This is a genomic window from Beijerinckia sp. 28-YEA-48 (assembly GCF_900104955.1).
Classification (GTDB): domain Bacteria; phylum Pseudomonadota; class Alphaproteobacteria; order Rhizobiales; family Beijerinckiaceae; genus Terripilifer.
In genome coordinates this window covers 821,680-843,888 of record NZ_FNSI01000001.1, presented here as the reverse complement: position 1 = coordinate 843,888, position 22,209 = coordinate 821,680, and the positions used below count along the sequence as shown (strand labels likewise).

General features: G+C 62.0%; 17 protein-coding genes. 11 read left to right on the top strand and 6 right to left on the bottom strand.

Annotated features, from left to right (window positions below; translation table 11 throughout):
- Window positions 1–6: 6 nt before the first annotated feature.
- Entirely contained in the window at window positions 7–1,308 is a 1,302-nt protein-coding gene (gene pyrC, locus BLW50_RS04000; RefSeq protein WP_090708664.1) for a dihydroorotase, read from the bottom strand.
- 4 nt (window positions 1,309–1,312) lie between these two features.
- Window positions 1,313–2,260, bottom strand: coding sequence for an aspartate carbamoyltransferase catalytic subunit (locus BLW50_RS03995; protein WP_090697772.1), 948 nt, complete (start codon window positions 2,258–2,260; stop codon window positions 1,313–1,315).
- A 355-nt stretch (window positions 2,261–2,615) separates the two neighbouring features.
- On the opposite strand from BLW50_RS03995, the gene topA reads away from it, so the two are divergent.
- Together topA and BLW50_RS03985 are read left to right on the top strand one after the other, a co-directional pair.
- On the top strand, window positions 2,616–5,567 hold the full coding sequence (gene topA, locus BLW50_RS03990) for a type I DNA topoisomerase (protein ID WP_090697768.1): 2,952 nt from the start codon (window positions 2,616–2,618) through the stop codon (window positions 5,565–5,567).
- Window positions 5,568–5,705: 138 nt separating this feature from the next.
- On the top strand, window positions 5,706–8,021 hold the full coding sequence (locus BLW50_RS03985) for a Tex family protein (RefSeq protein ID WP_090697765.1): 2,316 nt from the start codon (window positions 5,706–5,708) through the stop codon (window positions 8,019–8,021).
- Between the two features lie 71 nt (window positions 8,022–8,092).
- On the opposite strand, the gene BLW50_RS03980 is transcribed toward BLW50_RS03985, so the two are convergent.
- Complete coding sequence (locus BLW50_RS03980; protein ID WP_244544130.1) at window positions 8,093–8,479, bottom strand: DoxX family protein; 387 nt, start codon at window positions 8,477–8,479, stop codon at window positions 8,093–8,095.
- Between the two features lie 111 nt (window positions 8,480–8,590).
- Here BLW50_RS03980 and rnr point away from each other — a divergent pair, with 111 nt between their 5' ends.
- From rnr to BLW50_RS03965, 3 genes are read left to right on the top strand one after another with little or no spacing between them, the layout of a single operon-like run.
- The gene (rnr, locus tag BLW50_RS03975; RefSeq protein ID WP_170849972.1) at window positions 8,591–10,921 is read left to right on the top strand and encodes a ribonuclease R; all 2,331 of its coding nucleotides are present in this window, start codon (window positions 8,591–8,593) and stop codon (window positions 10,919–10,921) included.
- A 27-nt stretch (window positions 10,922–10,948) separates the two neighbouring features.
- Complete coding sequence (locus tag BLW50_RS03970) at window positions 10,949–11,383, top strand: DUF983 domain-containing protein (protein WP_090697755.1); 435 nt, start codon at window positions 10,949–10,951, stop codon at window positions 11,381–11,383.
- Complete coding sequence (locus BLW50_RS03965; protein ID WP_244544129.1) at window positions 11,380–12,144, top strand: NUDIX hydrolase; 765 nt, start codon at window positions 11,380–11,382, stop codon at window positions 12,142–12,144. Before BLW50_RS03970 ends, BLW50_RS03965 begins: the two co-directional genes overlap by 4 nt.
- A gap of 22 nt (window positions 12,145–12,166) precedes the next feature.
- Here the strand turns inward: BLW50_RS03965 and BLW50_RS03960 are convergent, their stop codons facing one another.
- Both BLW50_RS03960 and BLW50_RS03955 read right to left on the bottom strand, forming a co-directional pair.
- Window positions 12,167–13,273: a class I SAM-dependent methyltransferase gene (locus BLW50_RS03960; protein WP_090697752.1), complete on the bottom strand. Its 1,107-nt coding sequence runs from the start codon at window positions 13,271–13,273 to the stop codon at window positions 12,167–12,169.
- A gap of 21 nt (window positions 13,274–13,294) precedes the next feature.
- A complete protein-coding gene (locus BLW50_RS03955; RefSeq protein WP_090697748.1) occupies window positions 13,295–14,332 on the bottom strand; it encodes an aromatic ring-hydroxylating dioxygenase subunit alpha in 1,038 nt (345 codons plus the stop codon).
- A 250-nt stretch (window positions 14,333–14,582) separates the two neighbouring features.
- Between BLW50_RS03955 and rpmG the strand changes: the two genes are divergently transcribed.
- From rpmG to BLW50_RS03940, 3 genes are all read left to right on the top strand, one after another.
- On the top strand, window positions 14,583–14,750 hold the full coding sequence (gene rpmG / locus BLW50_RS03950; RefSeq protein WP_090697745.1) for a 50S ribosomal protein L33: 168 nt from the start codon (window positions 14,583–14,585) through the stop codon (window positions 14,748–14,750).
- A gap of 377 nt (window positions 14,751–15,127) precedes the next feature.
- The gene (locus tag BLW50_RS03945; RefSeq protein ID WP_090708660.1) at window positions 15,128–15,844 is read left to right on the top strand and encodes a hypothetical protein; all 717 of its coding nucleotides are present in this window, start codon (window positions 15,128–15,130) and stop codon (window positions 15,842–15,844) included.
- Between the two features lie 9 nt (window positions 15,845–15,853).
- Window positions 15,854–16,585, top strand: coding sequence for a DnaJ domain-containing protein (locus BLW50_RS03940; RefSeq protein ID WP_090697741.1), 732 nt, complete (start codon window positions 15,854–15,856; stop codon window positions 16,583–16,585).
- 40 nt (window positions 16,586–16,625) lie between these two features.
- Here BLW50_RS03940 and BLW50_RS03935 read toward each other — a convergent pair whose 3' ends face one another.
- Window positions 16,626–18,167, bottom strand: coding sequence for a serine hydrolase (locus BLW50_RS03935; RefSeq protein ID WP_244544128.1), 1,542 nt, complete (start codon window positions 18,165–18,167; stop codon window positions 16,626–16,628).
- Between the two features lie 398 nt (window positions 18,168–18,565).
- On the opposite strand from BLW50_RS03935, the gene BLW50_RS03925 reads away from it, so the two are divergent.
- The 3 genes from BLW50_RS03925 to clpA all read left to right on the top strand — a co-directional run bounded on the left by BLW50_RS03925 (window position 18,566) and on the right by clpA (window position 22,201).
- On the top strand, window positions 18,566–18,907 hold the full coding sequence (locus BLW50_RS03925; RefSeq protein ID WP_090697729.1) for a phasin family protein: 342 nt from the start codon (window positions 18,566–18,568) through the stop codon (window positions 18,905–18,907).
- A 432-nt stretch (window positions 18,908–19,339) separates the two neighbouring features.
- Entirely contained in the window at window positions 19,340–19,732 is a 393-nt protein-coding gene (gene clpS / locus BLW50_RS03920) for an ATP-dependent Clp protease adapter ClpS (RefSeq protein ID WP_090708658.1), read from the top strand.
- Window positions 19,733–19,741: 9 nt separating this feature from the next.
- A complete protein-coding gene (clpA, locus tag BLW50_RS03915; RefSeq protein ID WP_090697726.1) occupies window positions 19,742–22,201 on the top strand; it encodes an ATP-dependent Clp protease ATP-binding subunit ClpA in 2,460 nt (819 codons plus the stop codon).
- Window positions 22,202–22,209 lie beyond the last annotated feature (8 nt).

Below are 22,209 nucleotides of genomic sequence, written 5' to 3'. Positions count from 1 at the left end.
ACCGCCTTAGACAATTGTGCCAGCCACCATTGTCAGTTTGACGACCCCCTCCAAGCGAGCTTCGTCGAACGGTGTGTTCTTCGAGCGCGATTGCAGACGCGACGGATCGACCACATAGGGCTCGTCGGGATCGAAACGGATCAGATCGGCGGGCGCGCCCTTTTGCAAGCGGCCCTGCGGCAGCCCCAAAATCTCAGCCGGCCGCACCGTCATCGCGTTGATCAAGCGCCCGAGCGACACCTGGCCGGAGCGCACCAGGCGCAGTCCCGCCGACAGCATGGTCTCAAGACCAATCGCGCCATATTCAGCTTCCGAGAACGGCACGCGCTTGGCTTCGACATCCTGCGGATTGTGATCAGACATAATGACGTCGATAAGGCCGCCGGCGAGCGCCTCGACCAGCGCCATGCGCTCTTCTTCCGCCCGCAGTGGCGGCGACAATTTCAGGAAGGTCCGATACTGACCGATATCGCTTTCATTCAAAGTCAGATGATTGATCGACGTGGCGCAGCTCACCGGCAGGCCGGCGGCCTTCGCTTTGGCGATGATCTCGAGCGACAAAGTCGTCGTCACCATCTGCGCGTGATAATGGCCGCCCTGCGCGCCGTCGCCAAAGGTCAGCGCCACGAGCCGCATGTCGCGATCGAGGATGATCGCTTCCGCCTCGCGCGGAATGCCCGGCAAGCCGATGCGGCTAGCGAACTCGCCTTCGTTCATCACGCCGGAGCGCGCTAGCTCGGGATCCTCGGCGCGATGGATGACAATGGCGTTGAAGTCACGCGCGTAGATCATGGCGCGGCGCATCACCTGCGACGACACCACCGAATTCGGTCCATTGGAAAAGGCGACAGCGCCCGCTTCCTGGAGCAGGCCGATCTCGGCGATCTCGATGCCGGCGAGGCCCTTGGTCAGCGCCGCGCACGGCAGAACACGCACCCGCGCATTGTCGCGCGCCCGGCGCATCAGATAATCGACGCTGGCCGCGCCATCCATCGGCGGATTGGTGTTGGGCGCCGCAACGATCGTCGTGACGCCGCCGGCGGCTGCCGCCCGGCTCGCGGTGGCAATCGTCTCGCGATGGCTCGCGCCCGGCTCGCCGACGAAGACGCACATATCAATGAGGCCCGGGCTGACGATGTCGCCAGCACAATCGACAACCTCGGTGCGCGCACCGACATTGGCCTTCGTCACCTTGGCGCCGACTTCGACGATGCAACCGTTTTCGACCAACACGCCGCCCGGCGTCTCGGTGCCGGTGGCCGGATCGAGCAGGCGCGCGTTGAGGAGAGCGACGGGCAAAGAGGTCATTGCATCAGCCATTGGGCAGGTTCTGCGACAGAGCTTCGAGAACGGCCATGCGAACAGCAACGCCCATCTCGACCTGCTCGGTAATGAGGGAGCGCGGCCCGTCGGCGACAGCGGAGTCGATCTCGACACCGCGGTTCATCGGACCCGGATGCATGACCAGCGCGTCGGGCTTGGCCCACTTCAGCTTGTCCTCGTCGAGGCCGTAGAAGCGCGCGAATTCCTTCAGCGAAGGGATGAAGGCGCCTTGCATACGCTCACGCTGCAGTCTCAGCATCATGACAATATCGGCATCGCGAAGGCCCGTCTCCATCGAGTGGTGCACTTCAACGCCCATGCGCTCGATCCCCGCCGGCAGCAAGGTCGACGGGCCGACGACGCGCACGCGCGCCCCCAGATGGGTCAGCAGAATGATGTTGGAGCGCGCAACGCGGGAATGGGCGACGTCACCGCAGATCGCCACGGTCAGGCCTTCGATGCGGCCCTTATTGCGACGGATGGTCAAGGCGTCGAGCAGTGCCTGCGTCGGATGTTCGTGGCTGCCGTCGCCGGCATTGATGACCGAGCAGGATACTTTCTGCGACAGCAGATGCACCGCGCCGGAATGATGGTGGCGCACGACGATGAGATCGGGCCGCATCGCGTTCAAGGTCGCGGCCGTGTCGATCAGGGTCTCGCCCTTGTTCACCGACGACGTGGCCACCGACATATTCATGACGTCGGCGCCCAGGCGCTTGCCGGCCAGTTCGAAGGACGCCTGCGTGCGCGTCGACGCTTCGAAGAACAGGTTGATCAATGTGCGGCCGCTGAGCACGGCGCGTTTCTTTTCGACCTGGCGGGAAACTTTGACGGCTTCTTCAGCCAGATCGAGCAAAGCCTCGATATCCGGCCGGGAAAGCCCTTCGATGCCGAGCAGGTGCCGATGGGGGAAGACGGGAGTGGCGCGAGCGGTCATATCGGCTGGTCTATAGGCCAAGATGCGGAATCCGCAAGATATCGGTGGCACTTGCGCACCGCCTTCGGCAATCGGGCGCAAAATCGTGATGTGGCCACAAAAGCACCCGCCAGTGCCCTGCCAGAGATATAAACACCTTCAAAATCAGACAATTAAATGACTTGAGAAAGTCACCTGATGCAGGCCTGAGCCCCCGCCCGCAGCGCCCACAATTTGACACTTGGCAGACCCTACACCATGTTCCCGGCCGATCGAATGTCCATGCGGACCGGCTCCGGGTGTCTTAAGCCCGATCCTCTTCGAATGGGTATCCTCAAAATATTTCAATGATTTAGCCTGCGAGGCGTTCCCCGCAATGAGTGCTGTCGTCATCGTCGAATCGCCGGCAAAGGCCAAGACGATCAACAAATATCTGGGCAAGGACTATGAAGTCCTGGCCTCCTTTGGTCATGTCCGCGATCTGCCCGCCAAGGATGGCTCGGTCGATACCGAGAATGACTTTGCCATGCGCTGGGAAGTCGACGGCAAGGCGGCCAAACGCCTGTCCGACATCGCCAAGGCGGTCAAAGACTCGGATAAAGTCATTCTCGCGACCGATCCGGATCGCGAAGGTGAAGCCATCTCCTGGCATGTGCTGGAAGTGCTGCGCGACAAACGCGTGCTCAAGGACAAGAAGGTCGAGCGCGTCGTTTTCAACGCCATCACCAAGAACGCCATTCTCGAAGCCATGCGCCACCCGCGCCAGGTCGATGAGGCGCTGGTCGATGCCTATATGGCGCGACGCGCTCTCGACTATCTGGTCGGCTTCAACCTGTCGCCGGTGCTGTGGCGCAAACTGCCGGGCGCCCGCTCGGCCGGCCGCGTGCAATCGGTGGCGCTGCGCCTGGTCTGCGACCGCGAACTCGAAATCGAAAAATTCGTTACCCGCGAATACTGGTCGATCGCCGCCCATCTGAAGACGAAAGACGACGCGCCCTTCGTCGCCCGTCTTGTCGGCGCCGATGGCAAGAAGATTCAGCGTCTCGACATCGGTTCCGGCACGGAAGCCGAGGATTTCAAGACGGCCCTGGAGAACGCCAAGTTCACCATCACGTCGGTCGAGGCGAAGCCCGCCCGCCGCAATCCCTGGGCGCCGTTCACCACCTCGACCCTGCAGCAGGAAGCCTCGCGCAAACTTGGCTTTGCACCGGCCATCACCATGCGCCTGGCTCAGCGCCTCTATGAAGGCGTCGATCTCGGCGGCGAGACCGTCGGTCTCATTACATATATGCGAACCGACGGCGTCGACGTGGCGCCGGAGGCGATCGCCTCCGCCCGGCAGATGATCGAGAAGGAATATGGCGCGAAATACGTGCCTCAAGTCCCGCGCAAATATACGACCAAGCAGAAGAATGCGCAGGAAGCCCATGAGGCCATCCGCCCGACCGACGTTACCCGGCTACCACGCCAGCTCGCCAAAGTGCTCGAGAAAGATCAGTTCCGCCTTTACGAGCTGATCTGGAACCGCACCGTCGCCAGCCAGATGGAATCGGCCGAACTCGAGCGCACCACGGTCGAAGTGTTGGCGGAAGCCGGCACCCGCAAGATCGAACTGCGCGCCACCGGCCAGGTCGTTCGCTTCGACGGCTTCCTCACCCTTTATCAAGAAGGCAAGGACGACGAAGAAGACGAAGACGGCAGCCGCTTGCCGCCGATGACGGCGGGCGATCCGGCGACGAAGGATAAGATCGAAGCGAGCCAGCATTTCACCGAGCCGCCGCCGCGCTTCTCCGAGGCGACCCTGGTCAAGCGCATGGAAGAGCTCGGCATCGGCCGGCCCTCGACCTACGCCTCGACGCTCGCCGTTCTGCGCGACCGCGAATATGTGCGGATCGATAAGAAGCGGCTGGTGCCCGAGGACAAGGGACGCCTGGTCGTCGCCTTCCTCGAGAGCTTTTTCAAGCGCTATGTCGAATATGACTTCACAGCCGATCTCGAAGAGAAGCTCGATCGCGTCTCGAATGCGGAGATCAACTGGAAAGACGTTCTGCGTGATTTCTGGAAGGATTTCTCGACCGCGATCGCTGGCACCAAGGACCTGCGCACGACGGAGGTTCTCGACAATCTCAACGATCTGCTGGGCCCCCACATCTTCCCGGCCAAGGCCGACGGTGGCAACCCGCGCGGCTGCCCGTCCTGTGGCAATGGCCAGCTGTCGCTGAAGCTCGGCAAGTTCGGCGCCTTCATCGGCTGTTCGAACTATCCGGAATGCCGCTACACCCGCACCCTGACGCCCCCCAATGGCGATCAGGCTGAGGGCGAGGATGCGGGCCGCCCCGGCGTCCGTGTTCTCGGCATCGATCCCGTGACCGGCGATGAGATCACCCTGCGCGAAGGCCGTTTCGGCCCCTATGTGCAGCAGGGCGAAGGCGAGAAGCCAAAACGCTCCTCCCTGCCCCGTGGTCTGCCGAAAGACGAAGTCACACTGGAAAAGGCGCTCGGCCTTTTGTCGCTGCCACGCGAAGTCGCCAAACATCCGACCAGCGGCGAGCCGATCGTCGCCGGCATCGGTCGCTTTGGTCCTTATGTGCAGCACGGCAAGATGTACGCGAGTCTGACCCGCGACGACGACGTGCTGGAAGTCGGCGCCAATCGCGCCATCGATCTCATCGTCACCAAGGAACAAGGCGGCGGACGCGGCCGCTTCGGCAATGCCACGCCGGCACGCGCCCTCGGCGATCATCCGCAAGGCGGCGCCATCAGCGTCAAGGCCGGCCGTTATGGCCCCTATGTCAGCTGGGGCAAGATCAACGCCACTTTGCCGAAGGGATCGGACCCGGAAAAGACCACGCTTGAAGAAGCGATCGCCTGCATTGCCGCGAAACAATCGGGCACTGGCGGCGACGGAGACGGCCGTGTGCTCGGCGACCATCCGCAAGGCGGCAAGATCGTCGCGCGCGAAGGCCGCTATGGCGCCTATGTCAGCGTCGGCAAGGTCAATGCCACCATTCCGAAGTCGTCGTCCCTCGACGCCATCACCCTTGAGGAAGCGATCGAACTGATCGACGAAAAGGGGGGACCAGCGGCGCCGAAGAAGGCAGCAGCCAAGAAGGGCGGCGCCAAGGCCGGCAAGAAGGCTCCGGCCAAAACAACGGCGAAGAAGAAGGTGGCTGTCGAGGACTCCGACGAAGCGCCTTTTGATGACGACGAGCCGGCAGCCAAGCCGGTAGCCAAGGCTGCCGCCAAAAAAGCACCGGCCAAGAAAGCAGCAGTAAAGAAGGCGCCTGCCAAAAAAGCGGCCGCGAAGAAAGCCGCCGCGAAAAAATAACGGTCGGCGTTTCCACAGAATCGCGCCTGTCAAGCCTTTGACGGGCGCGGTCTGATCTTCATAGATGCGCTGGGTCCGGGATCGACGAGTCCGGGATCGGCAAGTTCTGCATCAGCAAGTTCTGCATCAGGAAGACATATGAAATCGATCGACGCGCGCATCGCAGACGAACTCGGTGTCAACGAGAGCCAGGTCAAGGCGGCCGTCGGCCTCCTCGACGAAGGCGCCACGGTTCCCTTCGTCGCACGCTACCGCAAGGAAGTGACCGGCGGCCTGGACGACACGCAATTGCGCACGCTGGATGAGCGGCTGCGTTATCTGCGCGAGATGGAAGACCGTCGTAAGGCGATCCTCGACAGCATCGACGCCCAGGGCAAGCTCGACGATCCGCTGCGTCGCCAGATCATGGAAGCCGACAGCAAGGCACGCCTCGAAGACATTTATCTGCCCTTCAAGCAGAAGCGCCGCACCAAGGCGCAGATCGCCATCGAAGCCGGCCTGGGACCATTGGCCGACAAACTCCTCGCCGAGCCGCAGAACACGCCGCGCGATGTGGCCGAGGCTTTCGTCGATACGACCAAGGGCATTGAAACGCCGGAAGCAGCCCTCGACGGCGCCAAGGCGATCCTGACCGAACGCTTCTCGGAAAATGCCGAGTTGATCGGCGACCTCAGAGAGACCTTCTGGAACGAAGGCATGCTGTTGTCGAAGGTGAAGGCCGGCAAGGAAAACGACGGCGCCAAATTCTCCGATTATTTCGACTTCTCGCAGAAGATGGACAAGATGCCCTCGCATCGCGTGCTGGCCCTCTTCCGCGGCGAGAAGGAAGAATTCCTCGATCTCACTTTCGACGCCGAGCCCGGCCGCACCGACCTGACCATCCCCGGTCTCTATGAGCGCAAGATCGCGCTGCGCTTCAACATCCAGCCCAACGGCCGCCCCGGCGACAAATGGCTGACGGACACCGTGCGTTCCGCCTGGCGCTTCCGCTTGTCGTCGAGCCTCTCCGTCGATCTGCGTCTGCGCCTCTGGCAGCAGGCCGAAGATGACGCCGTGAAAATCTTCGCCGGCAATCTGCGCGATCTGCTGCTGGCAGCGCCCGCCGGCACCCGCGCCACCATGGGGCTTGATCCGGGCTTCCGCACCGGCGTCAAGGTCGCCGTGGTCGATGCCACCGGTAAGGTCGTCGATACGGCCAACATCTATCCGCATGAACCGCAGCGCCGCTGGGACGAGTCGATTGCCACCGTGGCTGCGCTGTGCCTGCGCCATAAGGTCGATCTCGTCGCCATCGGCAACGGCACGGCTTCGCGTGAAACCGAGAAGCTTGCCCTCGAAGTGCTGCGCAAGTTTCCCGAACTGAAGCTGACCAAAGCCATCGTGTCGGAAGCCGGCGCCTCGGTCTATTCCGCCTCGGCCTTTGCCTCACAAGAATTACCGGGCCTCGACGTCACCCTGCGCGGCGCCGTCTCCATTGCCCGGCGTCTACAGGACCCGCTCGCCGAACTGGTCAAGATCGATCCCAAGTCGATCGGCGTCGGCCAGTATCAGCACGACATCGCTGAGTTCAAACTGTCGCGCTCGCTCGAAGCCGTCGTCGAGGATTGCGTCAACGCGGTTGGCGTCGACGTCAACACGGCCTCTGCCCCCCTGCTCGCGCGTGTGTCGGGCATCGGCGAAGGCCTGGCGCAAAACATCGTCATGCATCGCGACACCCATGGCCCGTTCAGCAGTCGCGCCGATATCAAGAAAGTGGCGCGGCTCGGCCCCAAGGCGTTCGAGCAATCGGCGGGCTTCTTGCGTATTCTCGGCGGCGACGATCCGCTCGACAATTCCGGCGTGCATCCGGAAGCCTATCCGGTGGTTCGCCGCATTCTCGACGCCACCAAGTCAGACATCAAAGTGCTGGTCGGCAATGCCAAGACCCTGCGCGGCCTCGATCCGCGCAAGTTCACCGACGAGACCTTCGGCGTGCCCACCGTCTCCGACATTCTCAAGGAGCTGGAGAAACCCGGCCGCGATCCGCGCCCGGCCTTCAGGACCGCCGAGTTCCAGGAAGGCGTCGAGACGCTGAATGATCTCAAGCCCGGCATGGTGCTTGAAGGCGCTGTGACCAATGTCGCCGCCTTCGGCGCCTTCGTCGACATCGGCGTCCACCAGGACGGGCTGGTGCATATCTCGGCGCTGTCGAAGACCTTCGTCAAGGATCCCCGCGACGTGGTGAAGCCCGGCCAGATCGTCCGCGTGAAGGTTCTGGAGGTCGACAAGCCGCGTAAGCGCATTGCTTTGACCATGCGTCTCGACGACGAGATCAATACCGCCGGCGCCTCGGCCAATCGCCCGCAGGGCGGCCCCCGTCCCGCCGCTAAAAACTTCTCCTCGGGCAAGGAGACCAGCGGCAGCGGTGGTGCATTGGCTGATGCCTTGCGGCGCGCCAGCGAGCGGCCGCGTTAAGCACGGCCCTTAGAAAACAAGAGCGGCCGCGTTCCCACGCGGCCGCTCTTTTGATTCTGATCTTGCGGCCGTTAACGCAATTTGGCGTCGAGCGACCAGCGGCCAGCGCCATTGAGAACGACGAACAGAAGCCCGCCGGCAATCGCCAGGTTCTTCTGGAATTGCACGAACTGGCCCGCATCGCCGAAATTGAAATGAAAGAAATAGGCCGTCAGGAGGGCGAATCCGGCCAGGAGAAACGCCACGATCCGGGTCAAGAAGCCGGTCAGCAGCAGCAAGCCGCCACCCAGTTCGACGGCGATGACGACCGGCAGCAGATAGCCCGGAAGACCGGCCTTGTGCATATAGGCCACCGTCCCCGCATAGCCGACCAGCTTGTTATAGCCGGCCAGGATGAAGATGAAGCTGATTAGGGCACGGCCCGCCAGCGGAAAAAGACTGTCAAAAAGCGAGCGCAATTTGCTCTCCATACCCCATGAAAAGATTCGGAGACTACTATATATGGAGGTGAGCGGACCCGAAACGACCCATTCCCACGCGCCGCGGCCATCAACGGAAACCTGCAGGCATTGACGAAAAAACCCGACACCCAACCTTCCCTGCCCACGCGCGAAGACATCATCGCGTTCATCAAACGCGAGAACGAGGCAGCGACCAAAGCGGGCAAGGTGACCTCGGGAAAAATCGGCAAACGCGAGATCGCCCGCGCCTTCGATGTCAAAGGCGCCGACAGGATTCCCCTTAAAAAGCTGATCAAGGAACTTGAGGCTGATGGCGTCGTCGAGCGCCGCCACGGCCAAATCATTGAACAGGGCCGCCTGCCCTCAGTCGTCGTTGCCGATATTCTGTCTCGCGACAGGGACGGCGAACTCATCGCCACGCCGGTTGAATGGGACGAGGACGCAGGCGCACCGCCCCGTATCGCCATTCACATGCCACGCAAGCGCCGCCCCGGTGATCCCGTACCAGGTGTCGGCGACCGCGCCTTGGTGCGCACCGAGCGCGATCCCGATGCCGGCAAGAAGGAACCGCAATATCACGGCCGGGTCATCAAACTGCTGTCGCGCTCCCGCGCCCAGCTCATCGGCGTCTATCGCACCCTGCCCGGTGGCGGCGGACGCCTGATCCCCGTCGACAAGAAGTCGCGCGGCAAGGAATGGTCTATCCCCGAAGGCGCGCAAGGCGAAGCGCGTGACGGCGATCTTGTCGCCGTGGAAGCCGGACGCGAAGGCCGCTTCGGCCTGCCGCAAGCCCGCGTGCGCGAACGGCTCGGCGCCATCGATAACGAACGCGCTATCACCACGATCGCCCTGCACGCGCACGGCATTCCCCATGTCTTCCGCCCCGAGACCTTGAAAGAGGCCGAGGCGGCGAGGCCGGCAACGCTGGCCGGACGCGAGGACTGGCGTAAGCTGCCGCTCGTCACCATCGATCCCGCCGATGCGAAGGATCACGACGACGCCGTCCATGCGGTCGCCGACGATGATCCCACCAACAGCGGCGGCTTCGTGCTGACCGTCGCCATCGCCGATGTCGCCGCCTATGTGCAACCAGGCTCGTCGCTTGATCGCGAAGCGGTGGAGCGCGGCAACTCGGTCTATTTCCCCGATCGCGTCGTGCCGATGCTGCCCGAGCGCATCTCCAACGATCTCTGCTCGCTGCGTCCGCACGAAGATCGCCCCGCCTTGGCCGTGCGCATGGTGATCGCGCGTGATGGCCACAAACTGCGCCATACCTTTCACCGCATCCTCATGCGCTCGGCCGCCAAGCTCGCTTATCCGCAGGCCCAGGCGGCCATCGACGGGACGCCCGACGACACCACAGCGCCTTTGCTCAACACGGTGCTGAAGCCACTGTGGGCCGCCTGGCATGCGCTTGATGAAGCACGCGGCAAGCGCAGCCCGCTCGATCTCAATCTGCCGGAACGCAAATTGCTGCTCACCGCCGATGGCCGCATCGACCGGGTGATCATCCCCCCACGTCTCGAAGCGCATCGGCTGATCGAGGAGTATATGATCCTCGCCAATGTCGCCGCTGCGGAGACGCTGGAGACGCAAGGCCAGCAGCTCATCTATCGCACCCATGACGAACCGTCGGTCGAGAAGATGCATGCGCTCGGCGAATTTCTCGCCACCATCGGCGTAAAGCTCGCCAAAGGCCAGGTGCTACGGCCGCAGCAGTTCAACGGTATTCTCGACCGCGTGAAGGATGGCGAGCATGAGAATGCCGTCAATGAAGTGGTGTTGCGCACGCAAGCGCAGGCCGAATATTCATCCGACAATTACGGTCACTTCGGCCTCAACCTGAAGCGCTACGCGCACTTCACCTCGCCGATCCGCCGCTATGCCGACCTTATCGTGCATCGCGCGCTGATCCGTGCGTTGAAGCTTGGCTCAGATGGCTTGCCGAATATGGAGCCCGAAGAACTGGCCGAAGTCGCGGCGCGCATCTCCGCGTCCGAACGTCGTGCCATGGCCGCCGAACGCGAAACCACCGAACGGCTCATCGCCAGTTTCCTGTCGACGCAAATCGGCGCCACCTTCGAAGGACGGATCTCCGGCGTCACCCGCGCCGGTCTGTTCGTCAAACTGCTCGACACCGGCGCCGATGGATTCGTTCCGGCTGCGACCATTGGTGCCGACTATTATCGTTATGTCGAAAACCTACATGCGCTTGTCGGCAATCGCACCGGCGAAAGCTTTAGGCTGGGCGATCACATCCAGGTGAAGCTTGTCGAAGCCGCGCCACTGGCTGGCGCATTGCGCTTTGAAATCATCAGCAAAGGTCATGTTAGGCGCGGCATGCACGCGACAAAAGCGCACGCAACCCCCAGGCGCGACAAGAAGCCTCCTTCCCGAAAGAAGGCGCAAGCCTCAAATAAAAGGCGTTCCGGTCGTTAATCGAAAGGCTGGACCGAGGAGGCCGATATGAGTGTTCCCTTCGACGCCGTCTTGAAAGCGCCTTTGGAAGCGCCGCGCGACTGGTGGCTTGCAATGAAACGCGGCATGCGTTTGCGCTGCCCGCATTGCGGCGAAGGCAAAATGTTCCGCGCCTATCTCAAGCCCAACGATGCTTGCCCGAACTGCGGCGAGGAATTGCATCATCATCGTGCCGACGACGCACCGCCTTACGTGACCATCGTCATCGTCGGGCATATCGTCGTCGGATTGCTGATGGTGGTCGACCAGCGTTATCCGGAATTGTCCATGTGGCTTCACATGGCCATGTGGACGACCCTGTCGGTCGTCCTCAGTCTGATCATGCTGCCCTCGGTGAAAGGCGCCTTGATCGGTCTGCAATGGGCGCTCAAAATGCACGGATTCGGGACCGCCATGCCGGCCCGACGTCCGGGGCAGATGTGACACGCACGATCGATAGCAATACCGACCTAACGACCGTCCTCAACGAAGAGATCTGGGCTCGTCTCCAGCGTCAGCCGCCAACCGGGGTCAAACCCCGGCTTGCTTCAACGCTGATGCTGCTTGATCGTGGCGAGCCCGAGCCCAAGGTCCTGATGGGCCGCCGCAATCCAGCCAGCAAGTTCATGCCTGGCAAGTTCGTCTTCCCCGGCGGACGCATCGAGCCCGGCGACCGCAAGATGAATGCCGCCGGTGCCCTGCCCTTGCCGGTCGAAGAGCGGCTGGCCCGCATCGACCCGAAATCCCATTCCCTGCCCCGCGCCCTGGCGCTGGGCGCCATCCGCGAGACGTTCGAGGAAACCGGCATCGTGCTCGGCGCCGCCGACATGGGGGCGCCGGAAACAGCGCCCGCCGGCGAATGGCAGAAATTCGCCGCCCAAGGGTTTTATCCCCTCATCGACAATATCCACTTCATCGCCCGGGCGACGACGCCGCCGCGCCAGTCCCGCCGCTTCGACACGATTTTCCTGGCAGCAGACGTCAGCGACATCGCCACCACCATCGAAGGGGCCGTCGGCCCGGATCGCGAGCTGGTCGAGCTGGTCTGGGTGCCCCTGTCCCAGGCTCATGCTCTGGAACTGCCGCTGATCACCAGCGTCGTCCTCTACGAACTCGACCGCCGCATCGCCGCCGGCATGGGCCATTACCTGCCGGCGCCCTGGTATCGCGTCGGCCCCAAGGGCTGGATCCGCACGGAAATCTAGCTGGCTAGACGATGGATCGGGCTCAATCCTTCCTCAGCACGAGGCGATGAAGTGTTCCCTGACCAAGGTCGAAAAAGCTCCAGGACGCGGCAAAATAAGCCAGATACTTGTTGGTGGTCTGAACGCCGACGAGCTCATGTGCCCGCTCGCGGTTCTCAACAAGCCGATCGAACCAGGCCCGCAACGTCGGCCGGTAGTCATGAAGCGAATCGTGCGTCAATCGGAAGCCCGCCTGCCGCGCCCATTCCAGATGATCGCTGTGCAGCGACAGGATCGAGCCCGGGAAGATCGCTTGCGCGCCCATCATCGAGGTCGGCAATCTGTCGGTCCCGTTCAGCGAGAAGAAATGCTGAACGACTCGTCCGCCGGGCTTCAGCGCTTTGTGGAGGCGGCGATAAAGCGGCAGGACATCGTCAGGCCGCACATGCTCCATCGAGCCGATCGAATAGATTTTATCGTAAGCCTCAACCCCATGATCAGCCCGAATGAAATCGGCCAGCATCACGTTGAAACCAAACTTGGTGCGGATATGCTGCAGCTGATCTTTCGACAGCGTCATGCCTGAGAGGTTGTCGCGGTCGCCTGTAGCTGCGTAAACATGGCGCAACATCGAACCCCAGCCGCAGCCCAACTCGACGATCTTTTCGCCGGCTCTTGGATCGAGCAATCCAAGGATGTGGTTGGCCTTGTTGAGCTGCGCATCTTCGATGCTGTCGCCGGGAGCATTAAAGTCGGCGCAGGAGTAAAACATGAAACGACGGTCGAGAAACAATTCATAAAAATCGTTCGACACATCGTAATGGTATTCGATCCCATCGGCGCTTGAGCGGCGAAAAATCTCGTCGATCACGCGCCGGCGCTGTGCCGGAAAAGGATAGCCATCGATCACGGCCTGCAGCAGAGCCGGAGACCTACGCGTGAAGAAACGCCAGGTCTTTTCCGCTCCGACAGGCTTGCGGGCCGCCGTAAAGTAGTTGATGGCGGCAGCCGCGAGCCCTAGCCGCGCACTATCGGCTGTGAAGCGAACAAGCCTGGTCGGCAGCGATGCCGAAGGCAGGTTACTTTGCTGGCGCGCAATCTCGCCCAAATCCTCAATCGCAGTGTCGCCTGCGATCGTTCCCATCGCCATATGGCTGCCCCCCGCACCCTTTTAGCCAGCCCGCGCCAATAGCGCCGCCTGCTCCTGCTCGATCTTGGCACGTAGGATGCGCCGCGCCAACTGACCCGCCTTATCGAAGCTGAAGGCGATCAGCGGCGTGCCGCTCGTGTCCGAGTCGATGTAGCGCTGCTGGTGCTCGGCGATCACTTTGTCCTCGGCAAAAGCCTCGGTGATCATGTTGAAATAGAGCGTGTCGATCTTCGGATCGTCCAGCGCCCAGTTGCGCGCCGTCGACCAGAAATAGTGGGTCGTCGTATCCGTCTCCGGCGTCAGCGCATTGAGCACCCGATGCACAGGCGTGCCATAGGGCAGATCGGTGCCCGCCGCCCGTGCGCCCAGCGTCAACCGGATATAGGAGGGAGCCCGCCATTCGAAAATCTGCCAGCGGTCGATCTTGTCGTGGAGACCGCGCGCCGCCTTGTAGATCGGCGCGGTATCGACATTCTTCATGAAGCGCTCGGCCCGCACCACATCGCCGTCCACCGTGACGTCGAGCGGCGTATCAGCCACCTGGCTGCCACCCAGCGTCGTTTTATGGACAAAGACCACATGGGTGAGGTCGAGCAGATTGTCGGTCAACAGTTGGTAATTGCAGGCGACCGGCAAAGTATCGCGCACAGCCCCCCAGCCCGGCTTCTCGTTCTCACTGAAATCAGGAATGAGCGCCGTATCGGCCTTAGCCGGATCGCCCATCCAGATAAAAATGAACCCGTGCATCTGCTCAACCGGATAGGCCCGCACGGCAAAATTGCTGCCAAACGAGAGCCCACCCGGCACATGCAGGCAGCGGCCCTCGGCGTTGAAGCGGATGCCATGATAGCCGCAGGTGATTTCGCCGCTCTCGATCGAGCCGGTCGACAGCGGCGCCTTGCGGTGCGGACAACGATCCGAAAGCGCTCTCACCGCCCCCTCCGCGTCACGGAAGAACAGGAGAGGCTCGTTGCAGATGGTCCGCACCAGCGGCCGCTCGCCGACCTCGCTCGCCCATCCAGCGACATACCAACAGTTGCGCAGAAAGCTCGTGGCCATCGACTGCCTCCCAATTCATTCGATTGCGAACGATTTAAGGGAACCATATATCGAGGCAGCCGTAAAGGGGTGGCGCCCTAGGAGGCTGGCAGCTGGAGAGAGTTAGAGAGAGCTTTCCCGGCCAGGGAGCTTGCCGCCGGACCTGCCCCGAAATGGATTCCGCAGCTTTTTCCGAAATCTGGCCGGCGTTCCTTGACTTCGCGCCCCCGATCCGTATTTTGCCGGCGAATTCAAATTCAGGAATTATGCCATGGCCAAGGCCGCCTCAATCAAGATCAAGCTCCTCTCGACCGCTGACACCGGTTTCTTCTATGTCACGTCGAAGAACGCCCGCACCAAGACGGAAAAGCTGTCCTACCGGAAGTACGACCCGGTTGCGAAGAAGCACGTCGAATTCAAAGAAACCAAGATCAAGTAAGCGATCTTTCGGTTTGCACGAAAAACGGGGCGCCTAGCGCCCCGTTTTTGTTTGGCCGCAGCGAAACACAAGACGAACTTAAATTATATTTAAATCACAATGCGTTAGTAGAATATCCGGACTCAAAACATGATGGACTTACCATCACCAGCTGAATCAGAATGTCAGCGCCCTGAATCAACCTCTGAGCTTCCAGAGGCGGCACGCCACCGCCCTCACCTTAAAATTAGCGCATGTATTTCATGCCGTTAGCCTGATAATCGGAATCAACCCCTCAGTCTTGCGGCCGATCCGATTCATCGCGCTTGTTATTTCGCCAGGCTGTTCCGATCTTTGAACCGACGCGCCACCGCCTCGCACACGGGAAGTTCGAAATCTTGGCCCAATCCTCGGATCAGAAGCCTGTCGTTTCCAAGGGGGCTGCCACCGGTGCCGTCGACGCTTTTCTCGACCAGGTGAATCGCCTGCCCGCCGCCCATGCCGGCGCCGATCGCGGGCGACTCGTCTTTGCGCTGGATGCAACGATGAGTCGGCAGCCGACCTGGGATCTGGCCTTGAGTCTGCAAAGCCAGATGTTCCAGACGGCCTCGAGCCTCGGCGGGCTCGACGTGCAATTGCTCTATTTTCGCGGGCTGGCTGAATGCCGCGCCTCCCGCTTCATCGCCAACGGCGTCGGCCTCGCCGAGCTGATGACCAAGATCTCGGTCGCCGGCGGCAATACGCAGATCGCCAAAGTGCTGCGCCACGTCGCCGAGGAAAGCCGCCGCAAACGCGTGGCGGCGCTGATCTATATCGGCGATGCGATGGAGGAAAATCCCGACGAACTCTGCCAGCTGGCCGGCGAGATCGGCCTTCTCGGCGTCAAAGCCTTCATGTTTCACGAAGGCAATGACCCCGCGGCCAACGCCACCTTCCGGGAAATCGCCCGGCTGACCGGCGGCGCCTATGCCCACTTCGATGCCTCGGCGGCCCATCGCCTTGGCGAAATGCTCGCCGCTGCGGCCGCCTATGCCGCCGGTGGCCGTAAAGCACTTGAGCAAATCGCTGGCAAAGGCAGTCAGACGGCGCAGGCGCTTCTGCGACAGATGAAGTAAGCTGCCACGATGAATCTGCCCATCCTCTTTATCGTCCTCGCCGGAGTTCTCGGTGGCCTCTGGCTGCTCCGCAGCTTTGCCAATGCGCCCCCCGCCGTCGTCGCCAAAACCGTCAAACGCGTCGGCGGCATGGGGTCGCTCGCGATCGCCGCCTTTCTATTCATGCGCGGACACTGGGAAATTGCTGTCGCGGCTGGCGGCGTCGGACTTTGGCTGATGGGTTGGGCACAGCCACCGGACTGGGCCAAGAACATCGGCAAGAATGCCGGCAACACCGGAACTTCGAACAGCCAAACCTCAAACGTCAGTTCGGCAACGATCGCGATGCAGCTCGATCACGACACCGGCGCGATCGAAGGCTCGGTGACGGCTGGTCCTTACGCCGGACGCCGGCTCGCGGACTTGTCGCGCAGCGATGCGGAGGCCTTGTTTCGCCTCTGCCTGCAAAGCGATCCCGACGGCGCGCGATTACTTGAAGCGTATTTCGACCGCCGGTTCCCCGGCTGGCGTGACGCAGCTCAGGCTAATGGCGACAGGAGCGCCAACAGTCTCCGCACGGCTACGATGACCGAGGATGAAGCCTACGAAGTCCTTGGGCTTCAGAAGGGAGCGAGCACCGAAGACATTTCGCGGGCGCATCGCAATCTGATGAAGAAAATCCACCCCGACCAGGGGGGCACGACGTCCCTCGCCGCTCGCGTCAATGAGGCCAAGGATATTCTGATCCGCCGCCATGCCTAAACTCCGTACCCAACTCTACGCCAAACTGGTGAAAGCCAACTCAGTTGCGCGTGGTGAAACAAGCGAAGCCTGACCGCTTCAAAGTTTTGCAGGCGGCTTCCGCGCCGTCTTCCGAAAGACCGGCAAAGCGAGCACGCCACAGCGTGTCCTTGCCCCTCTGCACTTTCTCGGTGAAGGGCTGCGCGGCGCCGAGCACTGAACGTCCCTGCGCCTTGGCGCGGCTCAACAGATCCTGCGCTTTGCTCTGATCGTCGGTGGCGCCGATCTGAATCATCAGGCCTTGTTTGGCACTGGCGACGACCGGACGGGACGCCGCTTCGCGGGCGGCGGGGATCGCCGCCGGCGGCGTGAATTTGGCGACCTTGGTTTCTGCCTTGGTCTCATTCGGCTTGATCGGCGCGACGAAAGCAGCCTTGGTCCGCGCATCGGTCTCGACGCCGCGCGGTCCTGAGATCCAGCGCATGTTGGACGGTGTCGCCGCCGCGGCCGCAACCGGACGCGATGACGTCGAGCCATCAAGCACAGAAGGCGTGGCGCTGCGAATGGTCGCCGTCGCGACCCGCTCTTCGAATTTCGTGCCCGAGGAAATCACAGCCGGACGCGGCCTTTCCTCAGCTGCATAGGCAGCGGTCACCAAACCCACCGGACGCGGTGCCGGCGTTTCCGCGCGCATCGGCGGCAGTACGGCCTGAACTGGCTCCGGGCGCGGCGGCGGCAGCGCGGCGACCACCACCGGCGCCGGATCCCGCTCGACCGGACGTTCGGCGATCATCGGCGCGCTACGCGTCCGTGAACCGCTGTCGATATAATCCTCAACCAGGCCGGCCATGACGCGATCACGCGCCCCGCCCGACTTGCCGCCGAGCACCACACCAATGATGCGGTGGCCATCGCGCTTGGCCGACGTCAGAAGATTGAAGCCGGAGGCCCGGGTATAGCCCGTCTTGATGCCATCGACGCCTTCGACACTGCCCAAAAGGCGGTTGTGATTACGAATGGCTTGACGGCCGTAATAGAAGGTATGGGTCTGGAAATAACCGTAGTAGCGCGGGAACCGTTCCTGGATCACCCGGCCGAGAATGCTCAGGTCCGTAGCGGTGGTCACTTGATCTGGATCGGGCAGTCCGGACGCGTTGACGAAACGGGTACGCGTCATGCCCAGAGACCGCGCCTTGCGGGTCATCATGTCGGAAAAGGTCGCTTCGTCGCCACCGATGGCCTCGCCGATCGCCGTGGCGATATCATTGGCCGAGCGCGTCACCACAGCCTTGATGGCATTGTCGACGGTGATCGACTGGCCTGGGCGCAGGCCAAGCTTGGTCGGCGGCTTCGCGGCGGCATAGGACGAGATCGGAATTTCGCTGTCCAGGCGGAGCTTGCCACGCTCAAGCTGCTCGAACAGCATATAGAGCGTCATGACTTTGGTTAACGAAGCCGGGTGGCGCAGCGCGTTTTCATTAACCGCGTGCAGAATTCGCCCGCTATTGGCGTCGACCACGATCGCCGCATAGGGCGGCGAATAGGTCGAGACCGCCGCCGCGGCATGACGGCGATGCCGCGGCCTGGCTTCGGCGGTGGACACGAGGCTGCCGGCGATAGTCACAATTCCGAGGCCGATAGCGAGGTGAAGAACTGGCTTTGTCAAAAAAACGCTACGCAATGCCATCACAATGTCCCACTACCTTCGGGCGATGCCAATTTTTAAGGCAGCTCGCCGTGTTGCCGCCGCACAACAGAATGCGACCGTAATGGAATGCGGTTACGCGCCGGTTAATCAGGTCCTGACGCCGGCGACCGCATTTGAGGCGTTTTTGACGATAAGGCCGCGGATCGGCCGGCTGGCGTGCGAAATATTTTTGCACCGCACAATTTTTTGATTGACTTTTATTGTGCACCGCACATATAAGAGGCTGCACGCCAGCCAAACCCGGCCGCCCGCGAGACAGCGTCGCACGTCGGCCAAAATTCGAGGGGCAACCTATGTTCAAGAGTGTGGAAGACTTCCAGTCGTTCGGCAAAGACCAGTTCGAGGCCGCTACGGCCGCCAGCTCGGCCCTGTCGAAGGGCTTCCAGCAGATCGCCACCGAAGCGACCGATTATTCCAAGAAGTCGCTCGAAGCCGCCACCGCGGCTTTCGAAAAGATCGTCACCGCCAAGTCAGTCGATGTCGCCTTCCAGGCGCAGAGCGAATACGCCAAGTCCGCCTATGAGTCTTTCGTCGCTCAGTCGACGAAGATGGGTGAGCTTTACACCGCCCTTGCCAAGGATGCCTTCAAGCCCGTCGAAACGGCGGTCGCCAAGGTTCAGGCCGCAGCCAAGTAAAACGGACGCGTCAACTCGGCGTGAACGTCACGCCGTGATGCAGCGCAATCAGCGCGCGCGTTATTAATCTCTGAGCGTTAAGGTCCGGCTGATTGCCGGGCCTTTTTTCATTCTTATTCCAGACAAGACGCACGGTTCGCGGCAAATCACCGCGCAAGAAGGCGCTGCAAGACGACGCGGAATGGGGCGGATTTGTGAACAACCACCTTAATGGTGCGGATAACCTTCCCCCCACTGGCGCAACTCCTGCATCGCTCCTACATTACTCGGGTGAAACATCGAATAAGTGTTGCAGACGACCCTGGGATTGAAGGTAGACTTTCAGGGTCGAATCCCTTGGAGGGCTTCTTGCGTTTACCGGCGAGGCAGATATCGGCATTCCGCGCTTCCGCGATTGACGGCGAGGCCACCGATCGGCACGCCGGTCGCCAGATCTATACTGACCCGGCTAACGGCCAGGATCGCGCCAGCCCCACCCGGGCGGCGGAAGAGGCCAACAACGGCAACGGCAACGGCGCGAACAACAACGGCACCGGCACGGCAGTCATCACGCGCACGCGCACCCAGACGCGCAAACCCAGCATGTATCGCGTGCTGCTGCTCAACGACGATTACACACCGATGGAATTCGTCGTCTCGGTGCTGCGCCGCTATTTCAACAAAAATAACGATGAGGCTACGCGCATCATGCTGCACGTGCATCAACACGGCGTCGGTGAATGCGGCATTTATACCTACGAAGTAGCCGAGACCAAAGTGACTCAAGTGATGGATTTCGCCCGCAAGCATCAGCATCCGCTGCAGTGCATTATGGAAAAGAAGTAAGGAGCGCCAATGCCGTCGTTCTCAAGAAATCTCGAACAGACGTTGCACCGGGCGCTGGCGACGGCCAACGAGCGTCGCCATGAATACGCCACGCTGGAACATCTGCTGCTCAGCCTGATCGAGGACTCCGACGCCTCGGCCGTCATGCGCGCCTGCTCGGTCGATCTCGAAGCCCTGCGCAAGAGCCTCGTCAATTACATCGACCACGAACTCGCCAATCTCGCCACCAACGGGCGCGGCGATGAAGCCAAGCCGACGGCCGGCTTCCAGCGCGTCATTCAGCGCGCCGTCATTCACGTGCAGTCCTCTGGTCGCGAAGAAGTGACCGGCGCCAACGTGCTCGTCGCCATCTTCGCCGAGCGCGAAAGCCACGCCGCCTATTTCCTGCAGGAGCAGGACATGACGCGCTACGACGCCGTCAATTACATCAGCCACGGCATCGCCAAGCGCCCCGGCATGTCCGACGCGACCAAGGCGCCGCGCGGTGCTGAGGAAGAAGAGAGCCAGCGCGAGCGCAACGAGAGCCGCGAACCAGGCGACAGCAAGAAGAAGGAAGGCGCGCTCGAAGCCTATTGCGTCAACCTCAACAAGAAGGCCCGCGACGGTCGCATCGATCCGCTGATCGGCCGCGAAGCCGAGGTACAGCGCACGATCCAGATCCTCTGCCGCCGGCAGAAGAACAATCCTCTGCTCGTCGGCGACCCCGGCGTCGGCAAGACGGCGATCGCCGAAGGTCTGGCGCGCAAGATCATCAAGGGCGAGGTGCCGGACGTGTTGGCCCGCGCCACGGTCTTCGCGCTCGACATGGGCACGCTGCTCGCCGGCACCCGCTATCGCGGCGATTTCGAAGAACGCCTGAAGCAGGTGATCAAGGAAATCGAACAGCACAAGAACGCCATTCTGTTCATCGACGAGATCCACACGGTCATCGGCGCCGGCGCCACCTCGGGCGGCGCCATGGACGCATCGAACCTGTTGAAGCCTGCCCTGTCCCAGGGCGCGCTGCGCTGCATCGGCTCGACCACCTACAAGGAATACCGCCAGTATTTCGAGAAGGACCGGGCACTCGTGCGCCGCTTCCAGAAGATCGACGTCAACGAACCGTCGATCCCGGACTCGATCGAGATCATGAAGGGCCTCAAGCCCTATTTCGAAGAGTTCCATCGCGTCCGTTACACCAACGACGCGATCAAGAGCGCCGTCGAACTTTCGGCGCGCTACATTCATGACCGCAAGCTGCCGGACAAAGCGATCGACGTGATCGACGAGACCGGCGCCAGCCAGATGCTGTTGCCCGAAAACAAGCGCAAGAAGACCATCGGCACGAAGGAAGTCGAAGCCACCATCGCGACGATGGCGCGCATTCCGGCCAAGACCGTGTCGAAGGACGATGCGGAAGTGCTGCAGCATCTCGAAGATACGCTGAAGCGCGTGGTCTACGGTCAGGACAAGTCGATCGCGGCCCTGTCGGCGGCGATCAAGCTGGCCCGCGCCGGCTTGCGCGACGGCGAGAAGCCGATCGGCAGCTATCTGTTCTCGGGCCCCACCGGCGTCGGCAAGACCGAAGTGGCACGCCAGCTCGCCGTCGCCCTTGGCGTCGAGCTCGTCCGCTTCGACATGTCCGAATATATGGAGCGCCACACGGTGAGCCGTCTGATCGGCGCACCTCCGGGCTATGTCGGCTTCGACCAGGGCGGCCTGCTGACCGACGCGGTCGACCAGCATCCCTATTGCGTGTTGCTGCTCGACGAGATCGAGAAGGCCCATCCGGATCTGTTCAACATCCTGTTGCAGATCATGGATCACGGCAAACTGACCGATCACCACGGCAAGCAGATCGACTTCCGCAACGTCATCTTGATCATGACGACCAATGCCGGCGCCGCCGACATGGCCCGTGCGGCCTTCGGCTTTGCCAGCAGCAAGCGTGAGGGCGAGGATTTGGAAGCGATCAACCGGCTGTTCGCGCCGGAATTCCGCAACCGTCTCGACGCCATCGTCCAGTTCGGCCACCTGCCCCGCGAAGTCATCGCTCAGGTGGTGGACAAGTTCATCGCCCAGCTCGAGACCCAGCTCGGCGACCGCAATGTCACGATCGAACTGTCCGACGAAGCACGCAGCTGGCTCATCGACAATGGTTACGACCAGGCGATGGGCGCCCGGCCGATGGGACGCGTCATCCAGCAGCACATCAAGACGCCGCTGGCCGACGAAGTGCTGTTCGGCCGTCTCAAGGGCGGTGGCACGGTGCAGGTCGTCGTGCAGGACGACGAGAACGGCAAGAAGAAATTGGCCTTCATCTATCCGGAAGGGCCGGTTCTGCCGAAGCCCGACCGCGAAGTGGTCGAGGCCAGCCGCAAGAAGCGCGCCCCGCGCGAAGAGCCGGAAGTGCGCCGCGCCAAGCAGCGCGCTACCAACGAGCCGCCCGAAAGCGACATCAAGCCGCCGCCGGAGCCGCTGAAGAGCTAAACTTTTCC

Coding starts and splice junctions, on each gene's coding strand:
- pyrC (WP_090708664.1), bottom strand. CDS start 1,308: ATGACCTCTTTGCCCGTCGCTCTCCTCAACGCGCGCCTGCTCGATCCG.
- BLW50_RS03995 (WP_090697772.1), bottom strand. CDS start 2,260: ATGACCGCTCGCGCCACTCCCGTCTTCCCCCATCGGCACCTGCTCGGC.
- topA (WP_090697768.1), top strand. CDS start 2,616: ATGAGTGCTGTCGTCATCGTCGAATCGCCGGCAAAGGCCAAGACGATC.
- BLW50_RS03985 (WP_090697765.1), top strand. CDS start 5,706: ATGAAATCGATCGACGCGCGCATCGCAGACGAACTCGGTGTCAACGAG.
- BLW50_RS03970 (WP_090697755.1), top strand. CDS start 10,949: ATGAGTGTTCCCTTCGACGCCGTCTTGAAAGCGCCTTTGGAAGCGCCG.
- BLW50_RS03960 (WP_090697752.1), bottom strand. CDS start 13,273: ATGGCGATGGGAACGATCGCAGGCGACACTGCGATTGAGGATTTGGGC.
- BLW50_RS03955 (WP_090697748.1), bottom strand. CDS start 14,332: ATGGCCACGAGCTTTCTGCGCAACTGTTGGTATGTCGCTGGATGGGCG.
- rpmG (WP_090697745.1), top strand. CDS start 14,583: ATGGCCAAGGCCGCCTCAATCAAGATCAAGCTCCTCTCGACCGCTGAC.
- BLW50_RS03940 (WP_090697741.1), top strand. CDS start 15,854: ATGAATCTGCCCATCCTCTTTATCGTCCTCGCCGGAGTTCTCGGTGGC.
- BLW50_RS03925 (WP_090697729.1), top strand. CDS start 18,566: ATGTTCAAGAGTGTGGAAGACTTCCAGTCGTTCGGCAAAGACCAGTTC.
- clpA (WP_090697726.1), top strand. CDS start 19,742: ATGCCGTCGTTCTCAAGAAATCTCGAACAGACGTTGCACCGGGCGCTG.